The organism is Bacillus sp. FSL R5-0431 (assembly GCF_038002985.1).
Taxonomy (GTDB): Bacteria; Bacillota; Bacilli; order Bacillales; family Bacillaceae; genus Bacillus.
Window position 1 is genome coordinate 390,519 of the sequence record NZ_JBBOOG010000001.1, and the last position, 24,956, is coordinate 415,474.

The 24,956-nt window shown below is 44.5% G+C and carries 17 protein-coding genes; 10 read left to right on the forward strand and 7 right to left on the reverse strand.

Annotated elements, in window-relative coordinates; genetic code table 11:
* Positions 1 to 9: 9 nt before the first annotated feature.
* On the forward strand, positions 10 to 8,205 hold the full coding sequence (locus tag MKZ03_RS01940) for an amino acid adenylation domain-containing protein (protein WP_341030744.1): 8,196 nt from the start codon (positions 10 to 12) through the stop codon (positions 8,203 to 8,205).
* A gap of 6 nt (positions 8,206 to 8,211) precedes the next feature.
* Positions 8,212 to 8,952, forward strand: a complete 741-nt coding sequence (locus MKZ03_RS01945; RefSeq protein ID WP_341030745.1) for a thioesterase II family protein — start codon at positions 8,212 to 8,214, stop codon at positions 8,950 to 8,952.
* A gap of 35 nt (positions 8,953 to 8,987) precedes the next feature.
* Here the strand turns inward: MKZ03_RS01945 and MKZ03_RS01950 are convergent, their stop codons facing one another.
* Positions 8,988 to 9,902 carry a DMT family transporter gene (locus MKZ03_RS01950; protein ID WP_034664118.1) on the reverse strand — a complete coding sequence of 305 codons (915 nt, stop codon included), beginning with the start codon at positions 9,900 to 9,902 and terminating at the stop codon, positions 8,988 to 8,990.
* A gap of 130 nt (positions 9,903 to 10,032) precedes the next feature.
* Here MKZ03_RS01950 and MKZ03_RS01955 point away from each other — a divergent pair, with 130 nt between their 5' ends.
* The gene (locus MKZ03_RS01955; RefSeq protein WP_341030746.1) at positions 10,033 to 11,370 is read left to right on the forward strand and encodes an aminotransferase-like domain-containing protein; all 1,338 of its coding nucleotides are present in this window, start codon (positions 10,033 to 10,035) and stop codon (positions 11,368 to 11,370) included.
* Here the strand turns inward: MKZ03_RS01955 and MKZ03_RS01960 are convergent.
* The 5 genes from MKZ03_RS01960 to tcyA all read right to left on the reverse strand — a co-directional run bounded on the left by MKZ03_RS01960 (position 11,367) and on the right by tcyA (position 15,285).
* Complete coding sequence (locus MKZ03_RS01960) at positions 11,367 to 12,059, reverse strand: 4'-phosphopantetheinyl transferase family protein (RefSeq protein ID WP_034664114.1); 693 nt, start codon at positions 12,057 to 12,059, stop codon at positions 11,367 to 11,369. The genes MKZ03_RS01955 and MKZ03_RS01960 overlap by 4 nt on opposite strands.
* 186 nt (positions 12,060 to 12,245) lie before the next feature.
* On the reverse strand, positions 12,246 to 12,890 hold the full coding sequence (locus tag MKZ03_RS01965) for a YczE/YyaS/YitT family protein (RefSeq protein ID WP_034664112.1): 645 nt from the start codon (positions 12,888 to 12,890) through the stop codon (positions 12,246 to 12,248).
* Positions 12,891 to 13,034: 144 nt separating this feature from the next.
* Positions 13,035 to 13,778, reverse strand: a complete 744-nt coding sequence (locus tag MKZ03_RS01970; RefSeq protein WP_340971645.1) for an amino acid ABC transporter ATP-binding protein — start codon at positions 13,776 to 13,778, stop codon at positions 13,035 to 13,037.
* Positions 13,779 to 13,790: 12 nt separating this feature from the next.
* The gene (locus MKZ03_RS01975) at positions 13,791 to 14,483 is read right to left on the reverse strand and encodes an amino acid ABC transporter permease (protein ID WP_106043417.1); all 693 of its coding nucleotides are present in this window, start codon (positions 14,481 to 14,483) and stop codon (positions 13,791 to 13,793) included.
* On the reverse strand, positions 14,470 to 15,285 hold the full coding sequence (tcyA, locus tag MKZ03_RS01980; RefSeq protein ID WP_106043419.1) for a cystine ABC transporter substrate-binding lipoprotein TcyA: 816 nt from the start codon (positions 15,283 to 15,285) through the stop codon (positions 14,470 to 14,472). Before tcyA ends, MKZ03_RS01975 begins: the two co-directional genes overlap by 14 nt.
* A 325-nt stretch (positions 15,286 to 15,610) precedes the next feature.
* Between tcyA and MKZ03_RS01985 the strand changes: the two genes are divergently transcribed.
* Positions 15,611 to 17,044, forward strand: coding sequence for an amino acid permease (locus tag MKZ03_RS01985; protein WP_034664109.1), 1,434 nt, complete (start codon positions 15,611 to 15,613; stop codon positions 17,042 to 17,044).
* Positions 17,045 to 17,089: 45 nt separating this feature from the next.
* Here MKZ03_RS01985 and MKZ03_RS01990 read toward each other — a convergent pair whose 3' ends face one another.
* Positions 17,090 to 18,583 carry a peptide MFS transporter gene (locus MKZ03_RS01990; protein WP_334750782.1) on the reverse strand — a complete coding sequence of 498 codons (1,494 nt, stop codon included), beginning with the start codon at positions 18,581 to 18,583 and terminating at the stop codon, positions 17,090 to 17,092.
* A gap of 262 nt (positions 18,584 to 18,845) precedes the next feature.
* Between MKZ03_RS01990 and MKZ03_RS01995 the strand changes: the two genes are divergently transcribed.
* The 6 genes from MKZ03_RS01995 to MKZ03_RS02020 all read left to right on the forward strand — a co-directional run bounded on the left by MKZ03_RS01995 (position 18,846) and on the right by MKZ03_RS02020 (position 24,952).
* Entirely contained in the window at positions 18,846 to 20,630 is a 1,785-nt protein-coding gene (locus MKZ03_RS01995; protein WP_340971650.1) for a right-handed parallel beta-helix repeat-containing protein, read from the forward strand.
* A gap of 200 nt (positions 20,631 to 20,830) precedes the next feature.
* Positions 20,831 to 22,156, forward strand: a complete 1,326-nt coding sequence (locus tag MKZ03_RS02000; RefSeq protein ID WP_341030748.1) for an LLM class flavin-dependent oxidoreductase — start codon at positions 20,831 to 20,833, stop codon at positions 22,154 to 22,156.
* Positions 22,157 to 22,173: 17 nt separating this feature from the next.
* Positions 22,174 to 22,677 (forward strand): GNAT family N-acetyltransferase, encoded by a 504-nt coding sequence (locus MKZ03_RS02005; protein ID WP_341030749.1) that lies wholly within the window; start codon positions 22,174 to 22,176, stop codon positions 22,675 to 22,677.
* Positions 22,678 to 22,699: 22 nt separating this feature from the next.
* Entirely contained in the window at positions 22,700 to 23,494 is a 795-nt protein-coding gene (locus MKZ03_RS02010; RefSeq protein ID WP_060595531.1) for an amino acid ABC transporter substrate-binding protein, read from the forward strand.
* Positions 23,495 to 23,518: 24 nt separating this feature from the next.
* Positions 23,519 to 24,193: an amino acid ABC transporter permease gene (locus MKZ03_RS02015; protein ID WP_341030750.1), complete on the forward strand. Its 675-nt coding sequence runs from the start codon at positions 23,519 to 23,521 to the stop codon at positions 24,191 to 24,193.
* 12 nt (positions 24,194 to 24,205) lie between these two features.
* On the forward strand, positions 24,206 to 24,952 hold the full coding sequence (locus MKZ03_RS02020) for an amino acid ABC transporter ATP-binding protein (RefSeq protein WP_060595533.1): 747 nt from the start codon (positions 24,206 to 24,208) through the stop codon (positions 24,950 to 24,952).
* The last annotated feature ends 4 nt before the right edge of the window (positions 24,953 to 24,956 follow it).

Genomic DNA, 24,956 nt, shown 5'->3' on the forward strand with positions numbered 1-24,956 from the left:
AGAAGAACGATGTTAGTTAGTAGACGAAAAGGACATACAGCAAATCATATCGTAAGAATCAACGGAAAACGAATCGATCTGAAAGCATTAGAAGAGGTCATGATGCTTCATTTTCCGCTAAAGGAATGTGTGTTAATCCCTAAGAAAAATCAAGAAGGCAGCCTCTCGCTTGTGCTATTTGCACAGGCGAAGGACCCTTCGCTGACAAGAGAGGACTTGATGAAAGGCCCGCTTCATCCCCATGAAGTACCAGCCGCTCTCGTCTTATTGCCTTCCTTGCCAAGGGCAGAAAGTGGAGCCATCGATACAGAAGCATTGCTTTCGATTGACATCATAGATGAAGAAGGTTTAAGAAAGATAGAAGAGCGTACGAAAGCCATAGATGGAGTGGAGGACGCGGCCACTCTCATTGAAAGTCAGACAGAAAAACAAATGCCTTATCACCTAGATGACCTGTTTCCTAATCGGCAGCGTGCACAAGGGAACGAATCGATTTCGAAGGATGAAGCGGGCGAAACAAAGCAAGCATCCGCTCATGAAAAGCCGCCCGCACTTGTGTATGGCGGGGATGTCAACAAAAAACCAGGCACACCTGTCACACTGACAGAGGTGTTGATTCGATCAGCCTTTATGTCACCTGACCGCGGGGTGACCTATATCAAAGAAGGCGGGCGCACATTGACCCAAACCTACCCTGAGTTACTCACAAACGCAGAACGGGTTCTGTCTGGTTTAAGGAAAGCAGGGCTGACAAACGGCGATCAAGTGTTACTTCAATTAAAAGATCATCACGATTTCATCACCGTGTTTTGGGGCTGTATTCTCGGTGGCATCATTCCGACTCCAGTCTCTGTGCCGCCTGTTTATGATGAGATGAATCAAGGAGTGAACAAGCTCAAGGGCGTGTTTCAGCTGCAAAATGAACCGTTTATTATTACAAATGAAGCAAGTGCTGAAGACATTGCTGGGCTGCGTGAGACATTTGAGGCAAAAGAAATACCAATTTTAACAGTAGAAACATTGCTTACGTGTGAACCGGATGAACAGCATTATGAGCCAGAGCCGGATGAGCCTGTGCTTCAGCTGCTGTCTTCAGGAAGTACGGGTGTGCCTAAGTGTATCCGTCACAACCATCAAAGTATTTTATCTCGGATCATCTCCTTTGAGCAGACAAATGGCTTTACGCATGAGGATGTGTCGCTTAACTGGATGCCGCTTGATCATGTAGGAGGCATTGTCATGTTTCATGTGCATGACGTCTACCTTGGCTGCCAGCAGATTAGTCCATCCATCGATCAATTTATCGAGCGGCCGATGGTGTGGCTGGATTGGGTAGAAACATACGGCGTCACAAGGACATGGGCACCGAATTTTGCTTTTGCTATGATGAATGAATATGAGGACGACATTCGCAAGGGGAGCTGGGATCTCTCCACACTGACTTATATTATGAATGCAGCCGAAGCGGTTGTTCCAAAAGTGACGCAGCGCTTCATGCATATCATGGGTGAGCATGGATTAAGCCGCCATGCGATGGTGCCGGCGTACGGCATGTCTGAAACATCCTCAGCCATTGTTCAATCAAAGAAATTCATGCGGCATGATGATCAGGATGGACAGCTGACGATTGATCAGACCTCGTTAACAGGTGAAATTCAATACGTGACGCAAGATCATCCGCACAAGATGACGTTTACAGAAGTCGGCGTACCTATTCCGTCTGTATGGATTCGGATTGTAGATGAACATCATCATGTGCTGCCAGAAGATCAGGTCGGACGCTTACAGGTGAAGAGTCCAACGATTATGATGGGCTATGATCAAAATGAGGAAGCCAATCAAGAGGTATTTGCGGAAAATGGCTGGTTTCACACGGGGGATTTAGGATTTATTCATGAAGGGCGTCTTGTTCTGACAGGTCGAGAAAAGGACATCATCGTCATCAACGGAGCCAACTATTTGAATTACGAAATTGAAGCGGTTGTGGAAGAGGTGGACGGGGTTGAAGTCACCTTTGCCGCTGCGTATGGCATTTACAATCCCGAATCAAGCAACGACACGCTTGCCGTCTTTTTTGTCTCGCAAAAAGATTCAATAGAGGAACAAATCACGATGATTCAGCAGATTAGAGAGGCCATCATCCGAAAAATCGGGATAGAGCCTGATCACATCATTCCGGTGAAAAAAGACCAATTTCCGAAAACAGAGAGTGGGAAAATCCAACGTGCCCAGTTAGGTGCAGCGCTAAAAGAGGGAGTATTCCGTGACATTGAAAGGGCACTGGATCTTGCTTCTGAAAATGAACAAACACTCCCAGATTGGTTTTTCAAACGCATTTGGGCAAAGGAGCATATTGGTCCGTCTCAGCCTTCTGCTGATCATGTACTCGTTTTCGAGGATGAAAAAGGGCTGTACCAATCACTTTACGCACAATTTGAACAAAGAAATCAGCCCTATGTTTCTGTGAAAAAAGGGCGTGAATTTTTGCGTTTGTCCAAAGGGATGTACCAGATGAATCCGAGAATCAAGGGGGATTATGTCAGGCTCGCTGCAGCACTTGAAGCAGATGAATTAAAGACCGGGCAGGTGCTCCACCTGTGGAATGTGACAGACAAAGAAGCCATCGTTGAGCCTGCGCAGTTCAAAGAAATGCATGCGAGTACCAATCAATCTATTTTGTACTTGTATCAAGCGTGGAGGCAAGAAAACAAAGAGCCGATCCGGCTTGTCGTAGTGACAAAGGGTGGTCAATTTGTAAGCCCTGAAGACGATCTTCATGTGGAGAAAACGTCGCTCGCTGGTTTATTAAAAACCATCCCGCAAGAATGGGAAGGAGCAGAGGTGTCCCATATTGATATTGAAGCGGAGCGTGTGGAACAGGATGCAAAGCACATTGCTGAAGAGCTGTCAGCGATTCATATAAAAGCAGAGGTGTCATACCGAAACGGGCACAGGTTCGTACCAAAGCTGGAAAAAGTCAATATGATGAAAGCACCTCAAACAGAAGGGTTTTTAGAATATGAAGGTCTTTATTTGCTGACTGGAGGTCTTGGCGGTATTGGATTTGAGCTGTCTAAGCAGATGCTCCAATTTGGACTAAAGCTCGTATTGATTGGAAGGACTTCTCTGGAAGACAGCCTGGAAAAGAAAGAGGCGTTCTCACAGCTAAAAGGCCTCGGTGATGTCATCTATGTACGAGCGGATGTGACCAATTTAGCTGACGTCGAGCGGGCGATTTACAAAGCAGAAAAACACTTTGGTCAATCCATCCGGGGCGTGCTGCATTTAGCTGGGGCTGGCAATGTGTCAGAGCATTTTCAGCATACGGATAAGTATGCATTGGCTCATACGTCAGAAGAGGATTTCACAAAGGAGCTGTCAGGGAAAGCAGACGGAGCGTTTGTCCTGCAGGAAGCCTTCAAGCATGACCCGGCAGTACCACTCGTCTTTTTTGGATCGGTGAATGGCTTTTTTGGCGGCACAACATTCGGGGCATACTCTGCAGCCAACAGCTTTTTAGATGGACTTGCGCACGCTCTCACCTTTCAAGAAGGAAGACGGGCGATCTCTTTGAACTTCAGCATGTGGGATAATCTTGGTTTGTCTAAGGGACATACCGGCGCAGCGCTAACCGTCCGCAAGGGATTTCAATTGATTGGAAAGAAGCAAGGTCTCCATTCATTATGTCTAGGTGCCCGGCTGAATGAAGCGCATCTATTTATCGGCCTAGACGGAGCCAATCCAGAAATTGCTGAGTATCTTCAGCCAGCACCAATACCGACTTTTGAGAAAAAGCTTTTTTACACGGTTCAGCCTGGCACAGAAGTGCATGTTGAAGATATCGCAGGCGTAACAAAAGGTGACTGGGATATTCAGCAAGTACAAGAAATACCGAAAAAACAAGATGGCTCCATTGATCATGAAGCCCTCAAGCTGAATCAGCACAAAAATGGACAACCCCTTGAAAAGCAATTGCCAGAAACGAAAACAGAGCAAATTCTTGCTGCCATATGGGAGGACATTTTAGACGTAGATCGTGTGTACAAAGAGGATCAATTCTTTGACCTTGGCGGGCATTCATTAAAGGCGACTCAAACTATTTCTCGGATCAATCATGAATGTTCAATCAAGGCGCCTTTAAAAATATTATTTGAAAGTAAGCATTTGGCCCATCTGGCGCAAATGGTTGATGACATCAAAGGGGCACCGGCTGTTCAGGAAGCCAAGATACCAAAGCTTGAAAAGCGAACAAGCTATGAGCTGTCACATGCTCAGAAGCGCATTTGGTTCTTATCCACATTAGAAAAGAGCCATCATTACAATATATTAGGTGCTTGGAAGCTGACAGGACAACTGCACATTCAAGCGTTAACAAAAGCGATTGGTCTCTTAACGAAACGTCATGAAGCACTGCGTGCAACATTTAAATCGCTTGGCGGCAAGCCAGTTCAACTGATACGTGAAGACCTTCCGCCATCCGTCACAGTTGCGAATTTCTCATTATTTAATGAAAAAACGAGAACGAGAAGACTCAAGCAGCTTATTCAGCAAGAGGCAAACCGCGTCTATGATTTAGAAAGAGGACCTCTTGCGCAGTGGACGATTGTGGATATGGGCAATGAGGAATTTTATCTTCTTTGCGCGCAGCACCACATCATTTCAGATGCATGGTCGCTCAGCCTGCTCATTCAGGAGTTAGAAGTGGCATATGACGGGCTTCTTTCAGATGAATCGACGCAGCTCCCGGCGCTGGAAATCGAATGGACAGATTATGTTCATTGGGAAAATGAGCAACTAACGCATCATCAAGCAGACCAAACCTATTGGCTCGATACCTTACAAGGTGAACTTCCAGTGCTAGAGCTGCCGTTTGACCGCCCTCGTCCGCCGGTTCAAACATTTAACGGCGCTACAGAGCAAATCGTCTTGGAAGAACCGCTTATCCGCCGTTTGCAGGCTTTGTCCAAGCAGCAGGGCACAACGCTGTTCATGACGATGCTGTCAGCGTACTACGTCCTGCTTCACAAGCTGTCCGGACAGACAGATATCATCATTGGCTCGCCGATCGCAGGGCGAGATGCCAAACAATCAGAGAAGCTCGTTGGGATGTTTGTGAATACACTTGCGCTGAGGCAGGATATCTCCACAGCAGATACATTTGCTGATGTCATGGAAAACGTGAAAGAGATGACGTTAAAAGCATTTGAGCATCAGCGTTATCCATTTGACAAGCTTGTCGATGATCTTTCGTTGGATAGAGATTTAAGTCGATCGCCTATTTTCCAAGTGGCCATAGGGTATGTAACAGATTCGCTCAATGTAAAGCTCAAAGGGCTGACAAGTGAACATGTGATGGTCCATCATACAGTGTCTAAATTTGATCTCACCCTGCATGTATTTGAACAGGGAGATCAGCTGTCGATCCATGTGGAATACAATACAGATTTATTTGATCAAGAGACCATCCATCGTTATATGAATTATTATCTTCATCTGCTAGATGGTATGACGGCTCAGCCTGAACGTACATTTTCTGACTATTGCTTAATGGATAAAGCGGAACAGGCCGCCATGATCATAGGAAAAAACCAAACGGCTACATCATATCCAAAACGGACCCTTCAAGAGCTGTTTGAAGAACAGGTGCAGCGTGATCCGCACCGTATTGCCTTGTCCTATTTGGAAGAGCACATGACGTATCAAGAGTTGGATGAGAAGGCGACACAGCTTGCTGCTTACTTGCAGTCTAAAGGAGTTGGACCAGGTTCACTGGTACCGATGCTTTTTGATCGTTCCTTTGACATGATTGTCTCGGTGCTAGGTATCGTCAAGTCTGGTGCTGCGTATGTTCCGATGTCACCTGAATATCCAGATGCACGCATCCGCCTCATCGTTCGCGATACGCAAAGTGATGTGATCATCACTCAGTCTCATTTTGCGAGTCGTCTAGTAGACTTTACAGGTACAAAGATTAACATGGACAAGCCGTTATCAGAAACAGATGCAGTGTATCAAAGAGAACAATCGATCATAGGGGAAGCCCAGCTGGCCTATGTCAACTACACATCAGGCTCAACAGGTACACCAAAAGGCGTGATGCTCCCTCATGCAGGAGTTGTCCGCCTGGTTAGAGAAACAAACTATATTGAACTAGGTCCAGATGACAAGATGCTTCAGCTCTCAAACTATGCTTTTGATGCCTTTACATTTGAATTATGGGGAATGCTGCTGAATGGCGGTCAGCTGATTCTGATCCCAAAATATGCCGCACTGAATATGGATGAATTATCACGGTTGATCAAAACGCATCAAGTGACAGCCAACTGTCTGCCAACCGCATTATTCAATCGGCTGGTGGAGCACGATCCAAAAAGTGTAGCAGGCTACCGCACATTACTTGTTGGCGGAGAAGCGATGTCTAGTGAGCATGCACGAAAGGTACTCCCACATATGGAGGGTGTGCTCATCAATGCTTACGGTCCAACAGAAAACACGACCTTAGCAGCAACACATCAAGTCACGCACATGCCAGAGGGTGCAAGATCAGTTCCAATTGGTGTCCCGGTATCGAACTCAACTGTCGTCATACTAGATGAAGCGCTCAACCCAGTGCCAGCAGGCGTCAAAGGAGAAATCTATATCGGCGGAACAGGGCTGGCAAAAGGCTACCTTCATGATCCAGAGCGGACGCAGGAGCGTTTTATTGACAATCCATTTCCTGAACTAGAGGGAGACAAGCTGTATCGTTCAGGTGATCTTGGTACATGGCGCTCAGATGGCACCATTGAATATCTCGGCCGAAAAGACAACCTCGTGAAAATTAGAGGCTACCGGATTGAATGTGGGGAAATTGAAACAGCTCTCCTCAAGCATCCGCAAGTAAAGGAATGTACAGTCATCGCCAAAACGTATGGCAGCTCTAAACGGCTGGCAGCCTACCTTGTCACAGACGGGGAGAATCCTGTTCCGGGCTGGAAAGCATTTTTGCAGGAAAGCCTGCCAGGCTACATGATTCCAAGTTACTTTATTGTAATGGACGAAATGCCAGTCACAACGAACGGAAAGGTTGATCAAAAAGCACTGCCAGAGCCGACAGAAACGATCTCTCTTTCCCAGGGGGATGACAAACCAGTCACCGAAACGCAGGAACAAATTGTCACAGCTTTCAAGGAAGTGCTTGGTGTCAAACAAGTAGGCATGCATGACTCCTTCTTTGATTTAGGCGGCGATTCGATTATGAGTATCCAGGCTGTTGCCAAATTAAAAGAAAAGGGGATTCGTGTTGATCCAAAATGGATTTTCATGCATCCAGCACCTGCGCAGCTAGCCGCACATGTGGACGCAATTCCAGAGGCCGGGGAGCATGTCGAAAGGTCTCCGAAGGACTATGTGATTGAGCTGAAAAAAGGCGATCCAGCTGAACCGAGAATATTCTTTGCACCGCCTGCCGGTGGAACGGTCATGGGCTATATCGATGTTGCTAAGCTGATGACACATCAAGGCGCTGTTTATGCCATGCAGTCTCCTGGCTTATATGAGGATGAAGAACCGCAATTCCTTCATTACACAGAGCTTGTCACCATTTTTATTGAAGCCATTGAGACCTTCTATCGACCAGGCATTGACTATCTAGCAGGGCATTCAATGGGCGGGCATCTTGCCTACGGAATGAATCAGCGGCTCTGCCATGCAGGAAAAGCGCCGAAAGGATTGATCATTTTAGATACGGTGCCAGTGCTAAGAGATGAGGCAGATCAGGCGCTCCATGCCGATATGAACGAAGAAGAAGTGAAAATGCTTGCGCTTGTCCTTGGAATGGGAAATCTCGTCGGCATCCAGCCAGAAGCATTACAAGGGCTGAGCTTCCAAGAAGTGAAACAGACAATACTCAAAGAGGCAGAAAAGGATGAAGTGGTTCATCAATTTATGAATGATCAATATTTAGATAAATATTTGCAAATGCAAACGCATAATACGATCATGTCACAAGCCATTGAATTAGAAAAAGAACCATTCCCTGTGCCGTTTTATATTGTACAAAGCAGTGATCACGCCATCGATTTCCAGAAGAAGTTCTCAGACTGGGAGGCTTATACGAAAGGGTCGTGCTCGTATTATCACATCAAAGGAGACCATGTCACCATGATGAAAAGGCCGCAGGCAGATGAACTGGCACGGATTCTTCAAACGATTATAAAGGGGTAAGGACGTATGAATCAGTTATTTAAAACCTTTGAAAAAAAATCAGACCTTATTCAGCTTATTTGTTTTCCTTTTGCAGGCGGTTATTCCGCCTCGTACCGTCCACTTTTTGAACAGCTAAAAGGCTCTGCCGAATTAACAGCAGCAGAGCCCCCAGGGCATGGAACCAATCTCATGCCGCTCGAAACGAGCATTGACCAATTGGCTGAGCTGTACAAAGAAGGGCTTACAGGCAACCTGAACCGCCCATTTATCCTGTTCGGACATTCCATGGGAGGACTTGTCGTGTATAGACTGACGCAGCTGCTAGAAAAGGAAGGGGTCTATCCTGCAGCAGTTGTGATCTCGGCCATTCAGCCGCCGCAAACAAAACGGCAGATCCTGACCCATTTATCCAATGAAGCATTTGTTCAGCATATTGCCGAAATGGGCGGGATTCCAAAGGAATTATTAGAGAACAAACCAATGATGGATTACTTTACGCCGTCCTTACGTGCAGACTATCAGGCGCTGGAAACCTTCCAGCACAAAGATCAATCCGTCATCGAAACACCCGTTTATTTATTCAATGGAACACAAGATGAAAAATGCATGCAAGATGCAAACGGCTGGCTGCCATGGGCAAAGACCATCAAACGCACCAATTTCGATGGAGGCCACATGTACATCAACACACACCTCGAGCACTTCACAGAAAAGATGAGACATGTGATTGACCTTGCTGCCAAACAACACTTCATCAGACATTAAAAAAAAGCGGTCCTCGTTTGAGAGACCGCTTTTTCTTATGAATTCCGCTTCTTCACTACATTCCCGCCAATCACTCCGCCAATAACCAGCACACCTCCGATGAGATGATACCAATCGATTGTTTCATGTAAAATGAGAACCCCAGCGGCGACCGTAATAAACGCAGATAAATTGTTAAAGATGCTGACCTTTGCCGCTTCAAGCTGAGAGAGGGCATAGTTGGATAAATATGCCGTGAGAAGTGAAGAAAGAATGCCTAAAAAGAGCATTGACCATACAAAGGATGCTTGTGTAAATGGGCTGAAAAATTGCGGCATTGTCCCGTTGACCGAATGCCGAATGAGCGCAGCGGCATTGAAGAAGACAAACCCAAAGAATGTCATCACGAAGGTGAGTTCAATCACATGGAAGCGCCGTGTAATCACCCGGGCAAATACACTATATGCACTGGAGGATAAGGCTGAAAGCAATATCAGCACATAGCCGATCATGTGTGAATGCTTTACATCAATTCCCTTCATGACAAAGAGAAGCATCACCCCGCACACAGAAAGAATGGTAAACAGCACTTGTATCCATGTCGCGCGTTCCTTTAAAAACCACGCGGCCAGCACCATCGTCAGAATGGGAATCGTTGCCTGGATAATACCAGCCTCTGACGAAGAGGTATACATCAGCCCCCATACTTGAAAAGCAAAAAACAACACAGGGTAAAGCAAGGAAAACGGTACGATGTAGAGAAGATCACGCCATTGAATAGAGAGACGGTTCTTCTTTCGTAAAAATGGATACAGCAATAGTGCGGCTGCAAAAGAAATCGTAAAGCGGTGTGCCAATAAATCGATCGGATTTGCTGATTCTAATGCAATTTTGACAAACAAAAATGAAAAACCAATAATCGTGGCGTAGCCTATCGCGGCAGCATACGCTTTCTGTTTTGAAATGTTCACAAGTTGACTCCTTACACGAGCATGCATGCTTCAGATGAATTGACCGGTTCTGTTCTTCTATCGTAATCGGATCATCTAAGGTGTACAATAAGAGAACATGATATCTGTACCGGTACAAGGAGGAAGCGGTGTGAGGAAATATGATCAGCTTATTCTCAGCTTAAAAGAGAAAATGGCGTCTGGTGAATACAGTGCTGGCATGAAGATCCCTTCCATTCGCCATTTAGCAACTCAATATGCAGTGAGTAAAAGCACTGTCATCAAAGCGCTGGACACATTAGAACGTGAACATCTGCTGTATTCTGTAGAAAGAAGCGGCTATTATGTCGTGAAAACGAAGCAGTCGGCGGGCAAACAGGATAGCACATGGATTGATTTTGCTTCATCTGCACCTGATCCCGTTGTGTTTCCATATGTCGATTTCCAGCACTGCATCAACCAAGCCATTGATTTGTATCAAAATGACTTGTTTATTTACGGCACAGCCAACGGATTACCATCGCTGCTGCCAGTCATTTCTAAGCGATTAATGGATTATCAAGTATTTGCAAATCCAGAACAGATCGTCATGACCTCTGGTATTCAGCTGGCGTTATCCATTTTAAGCACCATCCCTTTTCCGAATGGAAAACAGACCATACTAGTCGAACAGCCTGGCTATCACCTATACCTCCAATATTTAGAGAAAAATCAACTGCCTGTGCAGGGTATTCAGCGGACGGAAAAGGGAATTGATCTTCAGGAATTGGAGCGTATCTTTCGAGAAGAGGAGATTCGCTTTTTCTATACGATGCCAAGGTTTCAAAACCCGCTTGGAACGAGCTTGTCAAAACAGGAGAAAAGAGCGATTGCAGCTCTTGCTGAGAAATATGATGTCTATATCGTTGAAGATGATTATATAGCCGATTTAGAATTCGACGCAAAAAGAGACCCGATCTATTCATACGATCAGGCGGGTAAGGTCATTTATTTAAAGAGCTTCTCCAAAATTATCTTTCCGGGACTTCGAACAGGAGCAGTCGTTTTACCTGAGGAACTGATTGGACCTTTTAGTGAACACAAACGGCTCATTGACATCGACAGCTCCATGCTGTCACAGGCAGCCTTAGAAATATATTTAAAAAGTGGGATGTTTGAACGGCATCGAGACAGAATGCAGACAACCTATCGCAACCGATCCAAACAGCTGGTGACTTGTCTGAAAAATGATCAAATCGCTTATCAACTGGGAGAAGAGGAGCCAGCTGCCCATACACATGTACGTGTCGATCGGTCGATTCCGATGAATCAGCTCATTCAGCACCTAAAAAAGGCATCTGTTTCCATTCAGTCAATCGACCGCCATTACCTGTCAACCCATCAAAAAGACCCCATTCTTCAGCTGAACATCTGGCATGTGAAAGAAGAGCAAATCACACGTGGAGTCGATTTGCTAAAGACAGCATTTCAGCAAATTGGGCGATATTAAAGGCGGGACAGCACATCTCTGCAAGAGAGTATCTCAACACTTTCAGCCGCAGCAGGCTTTCGTGTGCACACCGCCATTTGGTAGGCAGGATCGAGTGAGTATGTTTGAACAAAGCAGGGCGCTTCATGATCAGGTAATATCAACGTCGCCAGTCCATCCTCTGACAGACGGGCTGTAAAGGACGAAAGACCATAAGATAATCCCTTTCCAGTCAGCTTGATAAAGGCCTCCTTCATTGACCATAAATGAAAGAAGTAGGCTTCCTGCCGTTCTGCCGGTTGTGAAAGTAAATCCTCATACTCATCTGCTGAAAAAAATCGTTTAGCAATCGCTAGATCAATCGGTTTGATCTCCTCAATATCAATACCTACAGGTGCATCATCTATTGCGCATACGACCCAATCACCAGAGTGAGAAAGATTAAAGTGAAAAGAAGGAATGTGCCGGACGAAAGGCTTGCCGTTGCCCTCTGTTGCAAAAACGATTTGATCAATAGGCAGATCGTACATATCATGGATCATTTGACGAACCAGCACCTCACCTAACAGGGTCCTTCTTGCATCGACCAAAAAACGAAAGCGCTCAGCCGCAGCACGCTTTGCAGGTGATACAAAGGGTTTCAGGCAATCGATTTGTTGTCGTGCACCTATTTCATCTAAGTGTAGTAATTGGATAGCAAATATCTTCATAACGAACCTCAATTTTTTACATTGATTGTAACATTGGAGAGCGCTGGGAAAAAGGGAAACAGGCCTCCTTTTCACTGAAAGCCTAAAATGACAGATGTAGGCTTATTTCATCTTATGAATATAAGAAAAATCTGTTTATTTATTTCAGCACAAGAAAAGCCATTCTTTTTGTAGAATGGCTTGTTCTTATCTGATAAGCGTTTGAACAGGTTTCTCTGCTGTTTTAGTAATAAGCAGCTGCAGGAGCCGTGTAGACTGCGGCAAGGAGAAACGAAGGACGATACCTGTAAAAATAGCAGTCAGAATCGTGCCAATGCCAATCGGTCCGCCGAGCATCCATGCAAATAAAAGCACTGTTAACTCAATGCCATTTCGAACCCACTGCACGTTCAATCCTGTTTTCGCTGAGATGAGCAGCATTAATGAATCTCTTGGCCCGGCGCCAAGATTGGCTGAGACATAAATGCCAACACCATACCCTGATACCACAACGCCTGTAATAAACACATATAAAGCGGGTAAATACCCATGTGGTGCAGGCAATACCGCATTAAAGAAATCTATAAACACGCCAATCAGCACCATGTTCAGTAATGCGCCGATCTTTGGAAATGATTTCGTAAAAACAGAAGTCAGTGTCACAATCAGTGCACCAATAATGATGGACCACTGTCCAATCGTGAGTCCAAAGTGCTGAAACAGTCCGTAGTGGAAAGCGTCCCAAGGACCAATCCCAAGAATCTTTCCTTTCACTGTCAGCGATAATCCAAAAGCTAGTACGATCAATCCAACAAAATAAAAAAACCAACGTAAAAGATGTTCCCGCTTCAAAAGCATTCCCTTCTTTCTTAAACACTCGAATTCAATCGTAACATACTCCCACGCCCCTTTAAATGGCTTTGCTCAATTGTAATCGCTTACTTTTAAAAATATGAAAAAAGGCTGCTCTCATCACGTGAGAACAGCCTTTTTTCATCATACTGGATTCAAAATCCGGTTTAAGAATTGTTTTGTTCGTTCTTCCTTCGGTCGTTTGAAGATTTCTTCCGGAGGGCCTTGTTCGACGATGACGCCGCCATCAATAAAAATCACTTCGTCTGCCACTTCTTGGGCAAACTTAATTTCATGTGTGACCACTGCCATGGTCCAGCCTTCTTTCGCTAGATCCTTCATGACCTTTAAGACTTCCCCGACAAGCTCAGGGTCAAGTGCAGAGGTTGGTTCATCAAAAAGCATGAGCTCTGGCTGAATGGCAAGTGCACGGGCAATCCCGACACGCTGCTTTTGACCGCCTGACAGCTGGAATGGATACAGATCTTTTCTATCTTCAAGACCGACCTTTTGCAAGAGCTGGATGGCTTCTTTTCGAACCGTTTCCTTCGGACGGCGCTGTACTTGAACAGGACCTTCCATCACATTTTCAAGCACTGTGCGGTGTGGGAACAGGTGATAATCCTGAAACACCATTCCCGATTTCCGGCGAAGCTTCAGCAGGTCAGCTGATTTATTTTTTTTCGAAAAATCAATCGAGAAATCATCGAAGGAAAAGGAGCCGCCATTTGGTGTTTCAAGTGCATTTAAACAGCGAAGCATCGTTGTTTTTCCTGAACCTGATGGACCGAGAATGGCCACAACCTGCCCTTTGTTGATTGTAAAATCTATTGACTTTAAAATCTCATTTTCACCAAAGGATTTCTTTAGACCTTTGACTGTTAGCATGTCGTTCCCTCCTTACCTTGCGACATATCGATCAAGTCGTTTTTCAATTTGATGCTGAACGAGCGATAGAATGAAGCAGAATACCCAATAGATCAGGGCTGCTTCCATATAAATGAACAATATCTGATCCAAGTTCGCTGCAGCAATTTCCTGAGACTTACGGAAAAGCTCTGCCACGAGGATTTGGGAGGCAAGAGATGTATCCTTCACCAAACTAATGAATGAATTAGATAGCGGCGGAATCGATACACGCACAGCCTGCGGTAAAATGACGCGGATGAGTGTTTTACGATGCGTCATCCCGATCGAATAACCAGCTTCCCATTGTCCTTTTGGAACAGACAGGACGGATGCACGGATAATTTCCGACGCATACGCACCTACGTTTAATGAAAAAGCAATAATGGCACTTGGATATGGATCCAGTGTGATATTAAATGTCGGAAAGAAATAGAAAATAATAAACAATTGCACAAAAAGCGGCGTTCCGCGAACGGCCGACACATAGATGGAGAAAATCCATCTGAGGGCTTTGATTTTAGACATTCTAGCAAGAGCTGTCACAAGCGCGATAAAAATACCAATGATAAAGGCAATGATGGCGAGGGGAATTGTATAATAAATCCCCTGCATCACCATTGGCCAAAAAGATTGCTGAAGAAGATCCCAAGGAATGACGACTCCCAGGGTATTACTTTGTAACATCTTCACCAAACCATTTCTTAGAAATCTTAGCAAGTGTACCGTCTTTTTTCATTTCTTTTAATGCGCCATTCACTTTGTCAACGACTTCGCCGCTGCCTTTTCTGAATGCAAAGTAAGTTTCTTGAGGATCTCCTGTTTCAAATGCAACTTTTAGGTTTTTATTCCCGCTTGTTTTCAAGTAATTCAATACAGCCAGCTTGTCATTGAACGTCAGATCAGCACGTCCTTGCTGAATCAATTGAATCGATTGTGCAAGACCTTCAACGCCTTCAATTTTAGCACCAGCATCTGTTGCTAGCTTATTGTAGTTACTCGTTAATGATTGTGCTGCTTTTTTGCCTTTTACATCAGATAGTTTCTTGATGTCGTTGTTATCTGATTTTGTCACAACAATGGCTTGAGACGTTGTGTATTTATCAGAGAACTCGTATTGATTTTCACGTCCAGTTTTACCAACTTGGTTCGCTACCACGTCAAAACGTTTTGAATTCAGTCCAGCAAACATGCTGTCCCATTGTGTTTCTTTGAATTCTGGTTTTAAGTCAAGACGTTTTGCTACTTCTGTGATGACTTCTACATCGTAGCCAGTTAATTTATCTGTCTTTTTGTCATGGAATGTGAAAGGAGCATAAGTACCCTCTGTTCCGATCGTCAGAACACCTTTATCCTGAATAGATTTCCAAAGGTCGCCTGATTCCTTAGACCCAGATTGTTTATTCGCGTTGTCGCTTGCACCAGATCCACATGCCGTGATCAATGCAACACAAGCGCCTAAAATAATGGCAAAGAACATTTTTTTCATTTTATTCCCCACTTTTCTTGTTGGTATTTACAACATATGATCTTACAGAGAAGCAACCTAAAAGTAAAGCATTTGAAACTAGCTTGAGCGAATCTCACCAACTTTATGCCCGCAACCCATTTCTTTCAAACCTCTATCGTCTACAAAGCCCTTCATCTTTTATTTGTGCGAACATTACTAAAATAAAGACTTTGTGACAGTGACCATAGAAGGAAGAATATTTATTATAAAAGATGTATAATTAGTAGGTTGTTTTGAAAATTGAATGAATCACATGGAGACATGTTTTGATAACTGAGCATCTTAGAAGAAGGAGGGCATCATTGTGGATGTTGGACAAAATCAGCCCGAACAACTGAAAAGGGCGATGACCTCCCGCCATTTATTTATGATTTCACTTGGCGGTGTCATTGGGACAGGCTTTTTCTTAGGAACGGGCTATACGATTGGACAAGCAGGGCCTGTTGGAGCCGTTCTTTCTTATATTGTGGGCGGATTGATTATGTATTTAACCATGCTGTGTCTTGGAGAGTTGTCGGTCGCACTTCCTGTGTCGGGGTCGTTTCATACGTATGCGACGAAATTTGTCAGCCCTGCAGCGGGTTTTGCTGTCGGCTGGATTTATTGGCTTGGCTGGGCGGCAACGGTCGCCCTAGAATTCTTATCAGCAGGACAGCTGATGAGGCGCTGGCTCCCGCAAGTGGATGTGTGGATTTGGTGTCTCATATTTGGACTGTGTCTTTTCTTATTAAATGCCCGATCGGCGAAAGCGTTCGGGGAGTCGGAGTTTTTCTTTTCAACCATTAAGATTATTGCGATTTTACTCTTTATAGGTGTAGGCGGAGCGGCGATGTTTGGTTTTATTGAAACAACGAGCGGAGAACCTGCCCCTTACTTCAGTCATTTTGTGAGTGATGGTTTGTTTCCAAATGGATTGCTCGCCGTTGTGGTCACGATGATCACCGTGAACTTTTCATTCCAAGGAACAGAGCTGATCGGGATTGCAGCAGGAGAAAGTGAAAACCCTGAGAAAACCGTTCCTCGTTCGATTCATCAGACTGTTTGGCGTACACTCGTCTTTTTCGTCTTATCAATCTTCGTCTTAGCGGGTATGGTGCCTTGGAAGGAAGCGAGTGTGCTGCAAAGTCCATTTGTTACTGTATTTGAGAGAACGGGAATTCCTTTTGCGGCAGACATCATGAACTTTGTCATTATCATCGCTTTATTATCTGTTGCCAACTCTGGCTTGTATGCATCGACGAGAATGCTGTATTCCTTATCGAAGGAAGGAATGGCAGGAAAAGCATTTAGACGCGTGAATCAGCGCGGTATTCCGATGAATGCCTTACTGCTCACGTTCCTGTTTACAGGGATTTCGCTATTATCCGGGTTCTTTGCAGAGAAAACAGTATTTGCCTGGATCGTGTCCATTGCCGGCATGAGTGCCCAGACTGGCTGGATCACCATTACATTATCACAGATGCTTTTCCGCAGAAGATATCTTAAAGCAGGCGGAAAGCTGGAAAACTTAAAATTTAAAACCCCTCTCTATCCGGTTCTGCCAATTATTGCGATTACACTCAACACAATCGTTTTAATCAGCCTTGCCTTTGATAAGGAACAGCGCATTGGGTTATATGTCGGCGTCCCTCTCATGATCATTGGGTATGTCGTCTATCACCGCTATGTGAAAAAGCATCAGGCGAAAAGTGAACCGCTTAAGCTGCAAATCCATGGAGATGATGAGATTCGGTTTTAAACGATGAAAAAGAAGCCAACCCAATCGGGAGGCTTCTTTTTTCATTTAATGAATACCTTTCATCGCTTTCTTAATCACTGGTGTTAAGAGCAGCATCACACCGCATAAAACGATGGCAAGCAATCCGATGATACCGAAATAGACGGTTTCTGGCACTTTATCAAACAGTTTGACCACTTGCGCATTGATCGCCTGTGCCATCGCATTTGAAAGGAACCAAAGGCTCATCGTTTGCGCTGAGAAGGCAGCAGGTGCAAGCTTTGTTGTCGCTGACAGCCCAACTGGTGATAAGCAGAGCTCTCCGATCACGACGAGGAAGAAGCTCAGAACGAGCCATAATGGGCTCACAAGTGTATTGGGACCAGACATGTAGGCAGGAATGATCATGATGATGAAGGATAATCCTGCAAATAGAAGGCCAAGTGAGAACTTAATCGGGGTAGACGGCTGTTTCTTTCCAAGTCTAATCCACAACCAAGCAAACACAGGAGACAGCAGCACAATAAAGATTGGGTTCAATGATTGGAACCACGAAGAGGCAAGTGTCATCCCTAGGAAATTCAAGTTTGTTCGTTGATCTGCATATGTGGCTAAAATGTTTGAGCCTTGTTCTTGAATCGCCCAGAACATCACCGCAGCAAGGAACAATGGAATATAAGCGAGAACCCTGGATTGCTCCACTGGGCTCGTCTTTTTACTGAAATACATGACGATGAAATACACAATCGGAATGAGCACACCAAGCACACTGACAAACCAAGTGAATAGATTAATCGTGAGTGCGCCTGTTTGAATGCCAATGACGACAAAAACAGCAAGCACAATGATGATCAATGTTCCGAAAATTTTGAAGTTCTTGCGTTCAGCAGCTGATAACGGATTTGTCACATAAGTGCCGGCAAGACCAAGGTTCGGTTTTTTCGTGATCACAAATGTAATAAGTCCAACAAGCATCCCAACGGCAGCAAGTGAGAATCCGAGGTGGAAGTTCACTTTTTGACCGAGTGTTCCGACAATTAATGGGGAAATAAAACCACCCATGTTGATGCCCATGTAGAAAATACTAAAGCCAGAATCCCTGCGAGGGTCCGTTTTGGTATACAGGTCGCCAACAATGTTTGAAACGTTCGGCTTCAAAAGACCCGTCCCAATAATAATCAGTCCCATACTAATAAAGAGCGCTGTTGCTCCGCTTGGCAAAGCTAAAATGACATGTCCAAGCATAATGAAAACCCCGCCATAAAAGACCGTACTGGACGAACCGAATACCCGGTCGGCGAGCCATCCTCCAATAATGCCTGACATATAGACAAGCGCACCGTAGACAGACATGATCGAATTGGCTGTCGTCTGATCAAAACCAAGACCGCCCTTTGTCACCTCTGTGTACATATAGTAAATAAGCAGTGCACGCATGCCGTAATAAGAGAAACGCTCCCAAAATTCAGTGAAAAATAGTGTATAAAGTCCTTTAGGATGTCCAAAAAACCCTTTTTGAGGAACACTTTTAACAATTTTATCGTGGTCAATTGTAGACATGGCATAGATCCTTTCTTAAAAAAAGAGATATGAGAAAAATGATATTCTTGTATAGTTCTTGTGTCAATATAAAACTATTCTAAAACAGGAAAATGTTAGTTCAATAGGCGTAAAGACTCAAAAAAATGAAACATTCTTTCAAGTGAGAATGGTCAGAAAGTTATATCTGAAAATTCACTTAAAATTTGAAGAATTGTACAAGCAAACCTTTTACACATGCATAGGATGACAAGAGGACTTGTGTGAAAAGGAGGGATTTAGGTTGGGGGAATTGAATGAATCTGATCTAAAAAAACCTGTTGTCAATGTACAAGATTTTGGTGTGATTGCGGATGGGGAAACGGACTGTACAGCGAGGCTCAATGAATGCTTAGAATGGACGAAAGCACAGGGGTATTCCCACGTCTGGCTGCCGAGCGGCACGTATGTAATCGATGCAGTGTACAGAGGTGATCGATTTTTTCCTTTCCGAGGTGCAGGCATACGGGTGCCAAGTCATATGTACATTGAGATGGCGCCGGATGCCGTGATTAAGGTGAAACCAAATGATTCGTGGGGGTATGCGGCCTTTTATATAGGAAAGGTTCAGCATGTGACCATCAGAGGCGGGCGAATCGAAGGGGATCGTCATGAGCATGTGTACAAGTCGCTTCCCCCTGAACGAAAAACCCATGAGTGGGGCTTTGGGATATGTATTGAAGGGGCCTCCCATGTGGAAGTGAATCGTGTGCAAATCAAGAATTGTACGGGAGACGGCATCATTGTAAGTCCCCACGGTTTATTATCACAAGCTGAATCGTACTCGCCTGCTTCATCTATTCATATTTCTGGCTGCCACATCACAGATTCAAGACGAAACAATATCTCGATTACAGGCTGTGATGGGGTCATTGTGGAGGACTGTCTGCTGGAGAGAGCAGGAGTAAACGGAGTCGAGCCGAGAATGGGTATTGATATTGAAGGCTACGGAGAAAACGCAGTTAATATGGAGGAACCGCTGAATATTCAAATTCGAAACAACATTGTAAGAGGTGGTGCTGCAAGTTCCATTTATAATTTCAACGGCTATGGTGTCATCATTGAAGGCAATCATACAGACAGCAGTATCTCCTACGGCTTTGCCACCGAAACAATCATTGCCAACAATTTGATCCGTGCAGTGGGAGGAGGCGTTACAAAAGCAGGAATTACGAGCTTAGGTGTCTCTCTTGGTCAAACGGAAAACAATGTGATTATTATTGGCAATATGATTGAGGGATTTGAAAAAGGGATTGATGTGAGGGGCGACAGCGTTCACATTACAGGAAATAAGATCAGTCTATTTGAAGATGCGGCTGTGTCCGTTTATATGGCGAATCGTATTCTAATAGAAGGAAATCATATTGAATCGGGGACGAATACAGGGCAAAGAAGCGCAGCGCTGCGTATCTATCAATCGGATAGCGTCGTCTTTTCAAACAATACAATCTACTCGGTGATCGATGGGGCGATGGTGAGAGGAACGAATATCCTGATCCAGCACAATCAATTCAAAGATTTCAGCAGAGGGATATGGGTGCAGGAAGGGGAAGCTGGAATCAACGGCAACCACTTTATTCAAGAAGGACACCCAGAGCTTGCGTCTTCGTATACGATCAGTATCACTGGGAATGCAAAGGCTTTCATCTGGCAGAATCGCTTTAAGCACTACCAAAATTACGCCTTATACAGCAGCACGACGGGTCCATTAGAAATTAAAGATAATTCCTTTGAAGAAACATCTTTATATGTGGTGATGTATATTAAAAATGGTTCACCGCAAATTGGAGATAACCGCTTTTATTTAAATCGTTCGTTCGGACAGCCGACGGCGATCTTTATCGATCAAGCCGCCTCAGCCCGTGTGCTGCGGAATAACATCATTAATTTATCTCCTCAAAAAGCGATTGCCGTCCGCACCATATCTTCCACTCATTCCGTGATCGCCCATAACATGCTGGAACGCAGCCAATTGGTGACACATACCACAGACCGGCTCATCGGAAATATTGAAATCGATACACCATGATGAGCTGGTGAATCCCCTAATTTTGGAGGTTCAGAAGGCGGTTGACAATCCTGTAAAAAGGGCATATAGTAATAATTATTTTTCATTTTTCGCAACATTTGCCCTTTTTTTATTGATAAAACCGATTAATTCAATCAGAAAAATGTATCTTCTGAGGACTTCAGTTTGATACAGCAGGATATAGAAAGGATGAAGAACAAGTGTCACAGCCGAAAAGGAAGCTCAAGCTAGGCGTATTCATCGCAGGAACTGGACATCATGTTGCCTCTTGGAGACATCCGAACGCCGTATCAGATGCAGCCATGAACCTGGATTATTTTAAACAATTAGCGAAAAAAGCAGAGGAAGGAAAGCTTGATTTACTCTTTTTAGCCGACAGCTTATCCATTAATCAAACCTCTCATCCGAATGTATTGACGAGATTTGAACCGCTCACCCTGCTTTCGTCCATTGCTGAGTCTACTTCATCAATTGGTTTAGCAGCAACAGCATCCACTACATACAGTGAGCCTTTCCATATTGCAAGACAGTTTGCCTCCCTTGATCATTTATCAGGCGGAAGAGCGGCATGGAATGTGGTCACATCTTCTATTGAAGAAACAGCGAAAAATTTTAGCGGAGAAGAGCATTTAGCACACCATAAACGATACGAACGAGCAGAAGAGTTCGTCGAGGTCGTCAAAGGTCTGTGGGATTCTTGGGAAGAAGACGCCCTTGTCAGAAACAAGGAAACGGGAGAATTCTTCGAATCTAGTAAGCTTCATGAGCTCCAGCATAAAGGTGAGTTCTTCTCAGTACGAGGTCCTCTCAACGTATCACGCACGCCTCAAGGGCAGCCAGTGATCATTCAAGCAGGATCATCCGAGGATGGTCAAAAGCTTGCAGCGAAAACAGCTGAACTCATTTTCACTGCACAAAACGATCTCGAAAAAGCGAAGGAATTTTATCAAAGCTTGAAGGAGAAAGTAGTGGCTGCTGGTCGTGCTAGAGAGGACGTCAGCATCATGCCGGGGATCTTCCCGATCATTGCTGATACAGAGCAAGAAGCCAAAGCAAAATATGAAGAATTACAGGAGCTGATTGTTCCTGAGATTGGGTTGAGCATTCTGCAAAACTACTTAGGTGGGATTGATCTGTCTCAGTATCCTTTAGACGGACCGCTTCCAGAGATTGATCCAAGCACGTCAAATGCGGTGAAAAGCCGTTTTGATCTTGTGATGAATATGGCGAGAAAGGATAACCTGACCATTCGCCAGCTCTATCAATCGGTTGCCGGCTCTCGTGGTCATAATATTTTCATTGGCACACCAGAGCAGCTAGCAGATGTGATGGAAACATGGATCAATGAAGAAGCAGCAGACGGCTTTAACGTCATGCCGCCGCTCTTGCCAGAAGGGCTGGATGTGTTCGTAGACCGCGTCGTCCCAATCCTTCAGGAAAGAGGTCTATTCAAAACAGAATATACAGGACAAACCTTACGAGAAAATCTAGGATTAACACAGCCAAAAAATCGCTACACGACATAAGGGTGAGGTGACTAACGTTGGGATACACATTTCGTCTGGCAACAGAGGCAGATATAGAGGCGCTGCTTGAACTGACAACAAGAGCCTATGAGCCAATTCGTGAGCTCGGCATCCAGTTTCAAGCAGCACATGCTGATTTCGCTCTCGTGCAGAAAAATGTACAAAAGAATCTTTGCTATGTGATGGAAGAAAACGGAGAACTTCTATCCACCTTGTCGCTCCGTATGCCTTGGGGAGAGCAGCCAGGACCGTTCGGCGTTCCGCACATTTGGTGGTTTGCCTCAGAACCAGCCGCCAAAAAAGGGACAGGCTCTGTCTTGCTGGAATGGGTGGAAACTGAAGTGCTAAGGGATACCCTGAAGGTGCCATACGTATCTCTAGGTACAGCTGATAAGCATCCGTGGCTCATGGACATGTATGAGCGCAAAGGCTACGTCAGAGCAGGAGAAAAGGATTTAGGCAAGGGTCACATCACGGTTTATTTTAAAAAACAACTAAGGTCAGATATGACACAATTATAAGAAGAAAGAAGGGTTTACGAACATGAAAAACAAAAAGTGGCTAGTCGTTCTATTTGCAGCAATGCTGGCAGTTTTAGCAGCTTGCGGCGGCAACAATCAGAGTGAAGGCAAAGACGAAAAAGTGTTAAAAGTAGGCGCCACAGGACAAAGCTATCCGTTTGCTTATAAAGACAATGGCAAGCTTGTTGGCTTCGATGTCGAAGTAACTGAAGCCATCGCAAAAAAACTCGGCTACAAACTAGACTGGCAGCTGAGTGAATTCAGCGGACTGATGGGACAGCTGACATCTGGTAAGCTGGATACAGTGTCAAACCAAGTCGCAGTCACAAATGAGCGTAAACAAACGTTTAACTTTACAGATACGTACGCTTACGCAGGAACACAAATTATCGTGAAAAAGGACAACAACGACATCAAAGGTCTTGATGATTTAAAAGGAAAAACAGTGGCGGCGGTTCTTGGCTCTAACCACGCCAAAAACCTAGAGAGCAAAGACCCGGACAAAAAAATCAATATTAAAACATATGAAACGCAAGACGGTGTATTAAATGAAGTGGCAAATGGCCGAGTAGATGCTTATGTCAACGGACGCAGTGTATTACTTGCTCAAATTGAAAAAACAGGTCTGCCTCTCAAAATCGTTGGCAACCCAATTGTGTATGAAGAAGTAGGCTACCCATTTGCCAAAGATAAAAAGCATGACAAGCTAAGAGAAGAATTTAACAAAGCGATCAAAGAATTAAGAGAAGACGGGACACTGAAGAAATTGTCTGAGAAGTATTTCAAAGACGATGTCACGGTGCCAATTAAAAAATAACGACAGCGGCGGTGAAGAGCAGACATGAACAAAATTGATTGGCAGTATATGGTGACGGTTTTTCCGACATTGATTCAATACTTGCCGATAACGATCTTCATGGCGATTGTCTCCATGGTATTTGCCATTATCATTGGTGTGGTATTCGCTCTCATTACGAAAAACCGGATACCTGTTTTATACCAATTTGCCAAGCTGTATATTTCTTTTTTCAGAGCGGTTCCAACCTTGGTTCAGCTCTTTCTCATTTATTTTGGTCTTCCGCAGCTATTCCCTGCGATGACCTCAATGGATGCCCTAACAGCGGTCATTATCGGATTAAGTATTAAAAACTCAGCATACTTAGCAGAAATTTTCAGAGCGGCCCTCAATTCTGTAGATGAAGGGCAGCTAGAGGCGTGTCTATCTGTCGGCATGACAAGATGGCAGTCTTACGTCAGAATTATTTTCCCGCAGGCAGTCAGAAATGCGATTCCAGCGACGGGGAATACCTTTATCGGTCTTTTAAAAGAAACATCTCTTGCCTTTACCATTGGGGTGGCAGAAATGTTTGCACAAGGGAAGATGATTGCGTCCGCGAACTATAAATACTTTGAAACCTATTTAGCCGTAGGGATTGTGTATTGGGTTATGACCATCATTTATAGCTTCCTTCAAGACCTATTTGAACGAAAACTCAGCAAACCTTACCGGAATTAAGGAGGTGTGGACATGATCAAGCTCACCAATTTGAAGAAATCATTCGGCGATCTTGTTGTCTTAGACGGAATCAATCTCGACGTGCAAAAAGGGCAGGTTGTGGCCATTATCGGACCTTCTGGCTCCGGTAAATCCACCTTGCTGCGCTGCTTAAATTTATTAGAAATACCAGATGAAGGCATGATTGAAATTGGCGATGCGAAGCTCGATGCGTCCAAGTATACACGTAAAGAAGCCCATCATCTGCGTCAACAAACGGCCATGGTGTTTCAAAACTATAATCTATTTAAAAACAAGACAGCACTGCAAAACATCACAGAATCACTGCTTGTGACGAAAAAAATGACGAAGCAGCAGGCAAATGAGATTGGGATGAAGCTGCTGAAGCAGGTAGGATTAGAGCAAAAGGCTGACAGCTATCCAGTCACGTTATCTGGCGGACAGCAGCAGCGAATTGGAATTGCCCGTGCGTTAGCGGTTGATCCACATGCCATTTTACTCGATGAACCAACGTCAGCGCTTGATCCAGAGCTTGTCTCAGGTGTACTTCAAGTTATTAAATCCATTGCGATTCAAGAAACAACGATGATCATCGTCACACATGAAATGGCGTTTGCAAGAGAAGTGGCAGACCATGTGATTTTCATGGCGGATGGTCATATTATTGAACAGGGCACACCAACTGAGTTATTTGATGAAACGAAGAATGAACGGACAAAACGATTTATCCAAAAAGAAGCAGCGGCTGAAGAAGCATAAGCTG

Excerpts from the sequence above, each read along its gene's own strand:
- MKZ03_RS01940 (WP_341030744.1), top strand. The coding sequence starts at position 10 with ATGTTAGTTAGTAGACGAAAAGGACATACAGCAAATCATATCGTAAGA.
- MKZ03_RS01945 (WP_341030745.1), top strand. The coding sequence starts at position 8,212 with ATGAATCAGTTATTTAAAACCTTTGAAAAAAAATCAGACCTTATTCAG.
- MKZ03_RS01960 (WP_034664114.1), bottom strand. The coding sequence starts at position 12,059 with ATGAAGATATTTGCTATCCAATTACTACACTTAGATGAAATAGGTGCA.
- MKZ03_RS01970 (WP_340971645.1), bottom strand. The coding sequence starts at position 13,778 with ATGCTAACAGTCAAAGGTCTAAAGAAATCCTTTGGTGAAAATGAGATT.
- MKZ03_RS01975 (WP_106043417.1), bottom strand. The coding sequence starts at position 14,483 with ATGTTACAAAGTAATACCCTGGGAGTCGTCATTCCTTGGGATCTTCTT.
- tcyA (WP_106043419.1), bottom strand. The coding sequence starts at position 15,285 with ATGAAAAAAATGTTCTTTGCCATTATTTTAGGCGCTTGTGTTGCATTG.
- MKZ03_RS01990 (WP_334750782.1), bottom strand. The coding sequence starts at position 18,583 with ATGTCTACAATTGACCACGATAAAATTGTTAAAAGTGTTCCTCAAAAA.
- MKZ03_RS02010 (WP_060595531.1), top strand. The coding sequence starts at position 22,700 with ATGAAAAACAAAAAGTGGCTAGTCGTTCTATTTGCAGCAATGCTGGCA.
- MKZ03_RS02015 (WP_341030750.1), top strand. The coding sequence starts at position 23,519 with ATGAACAAAATTGATTGGCAGTATATGGTGACGGTTTTTCCGACATTG.
- MKZ03_RS02020 (WP_060595533.1), top strand. The coding sequence starts at position 24,206 with ATGATCAAGCTCACCAATTTGAAGAAATCATTCGGCGATCTTGTTGTC.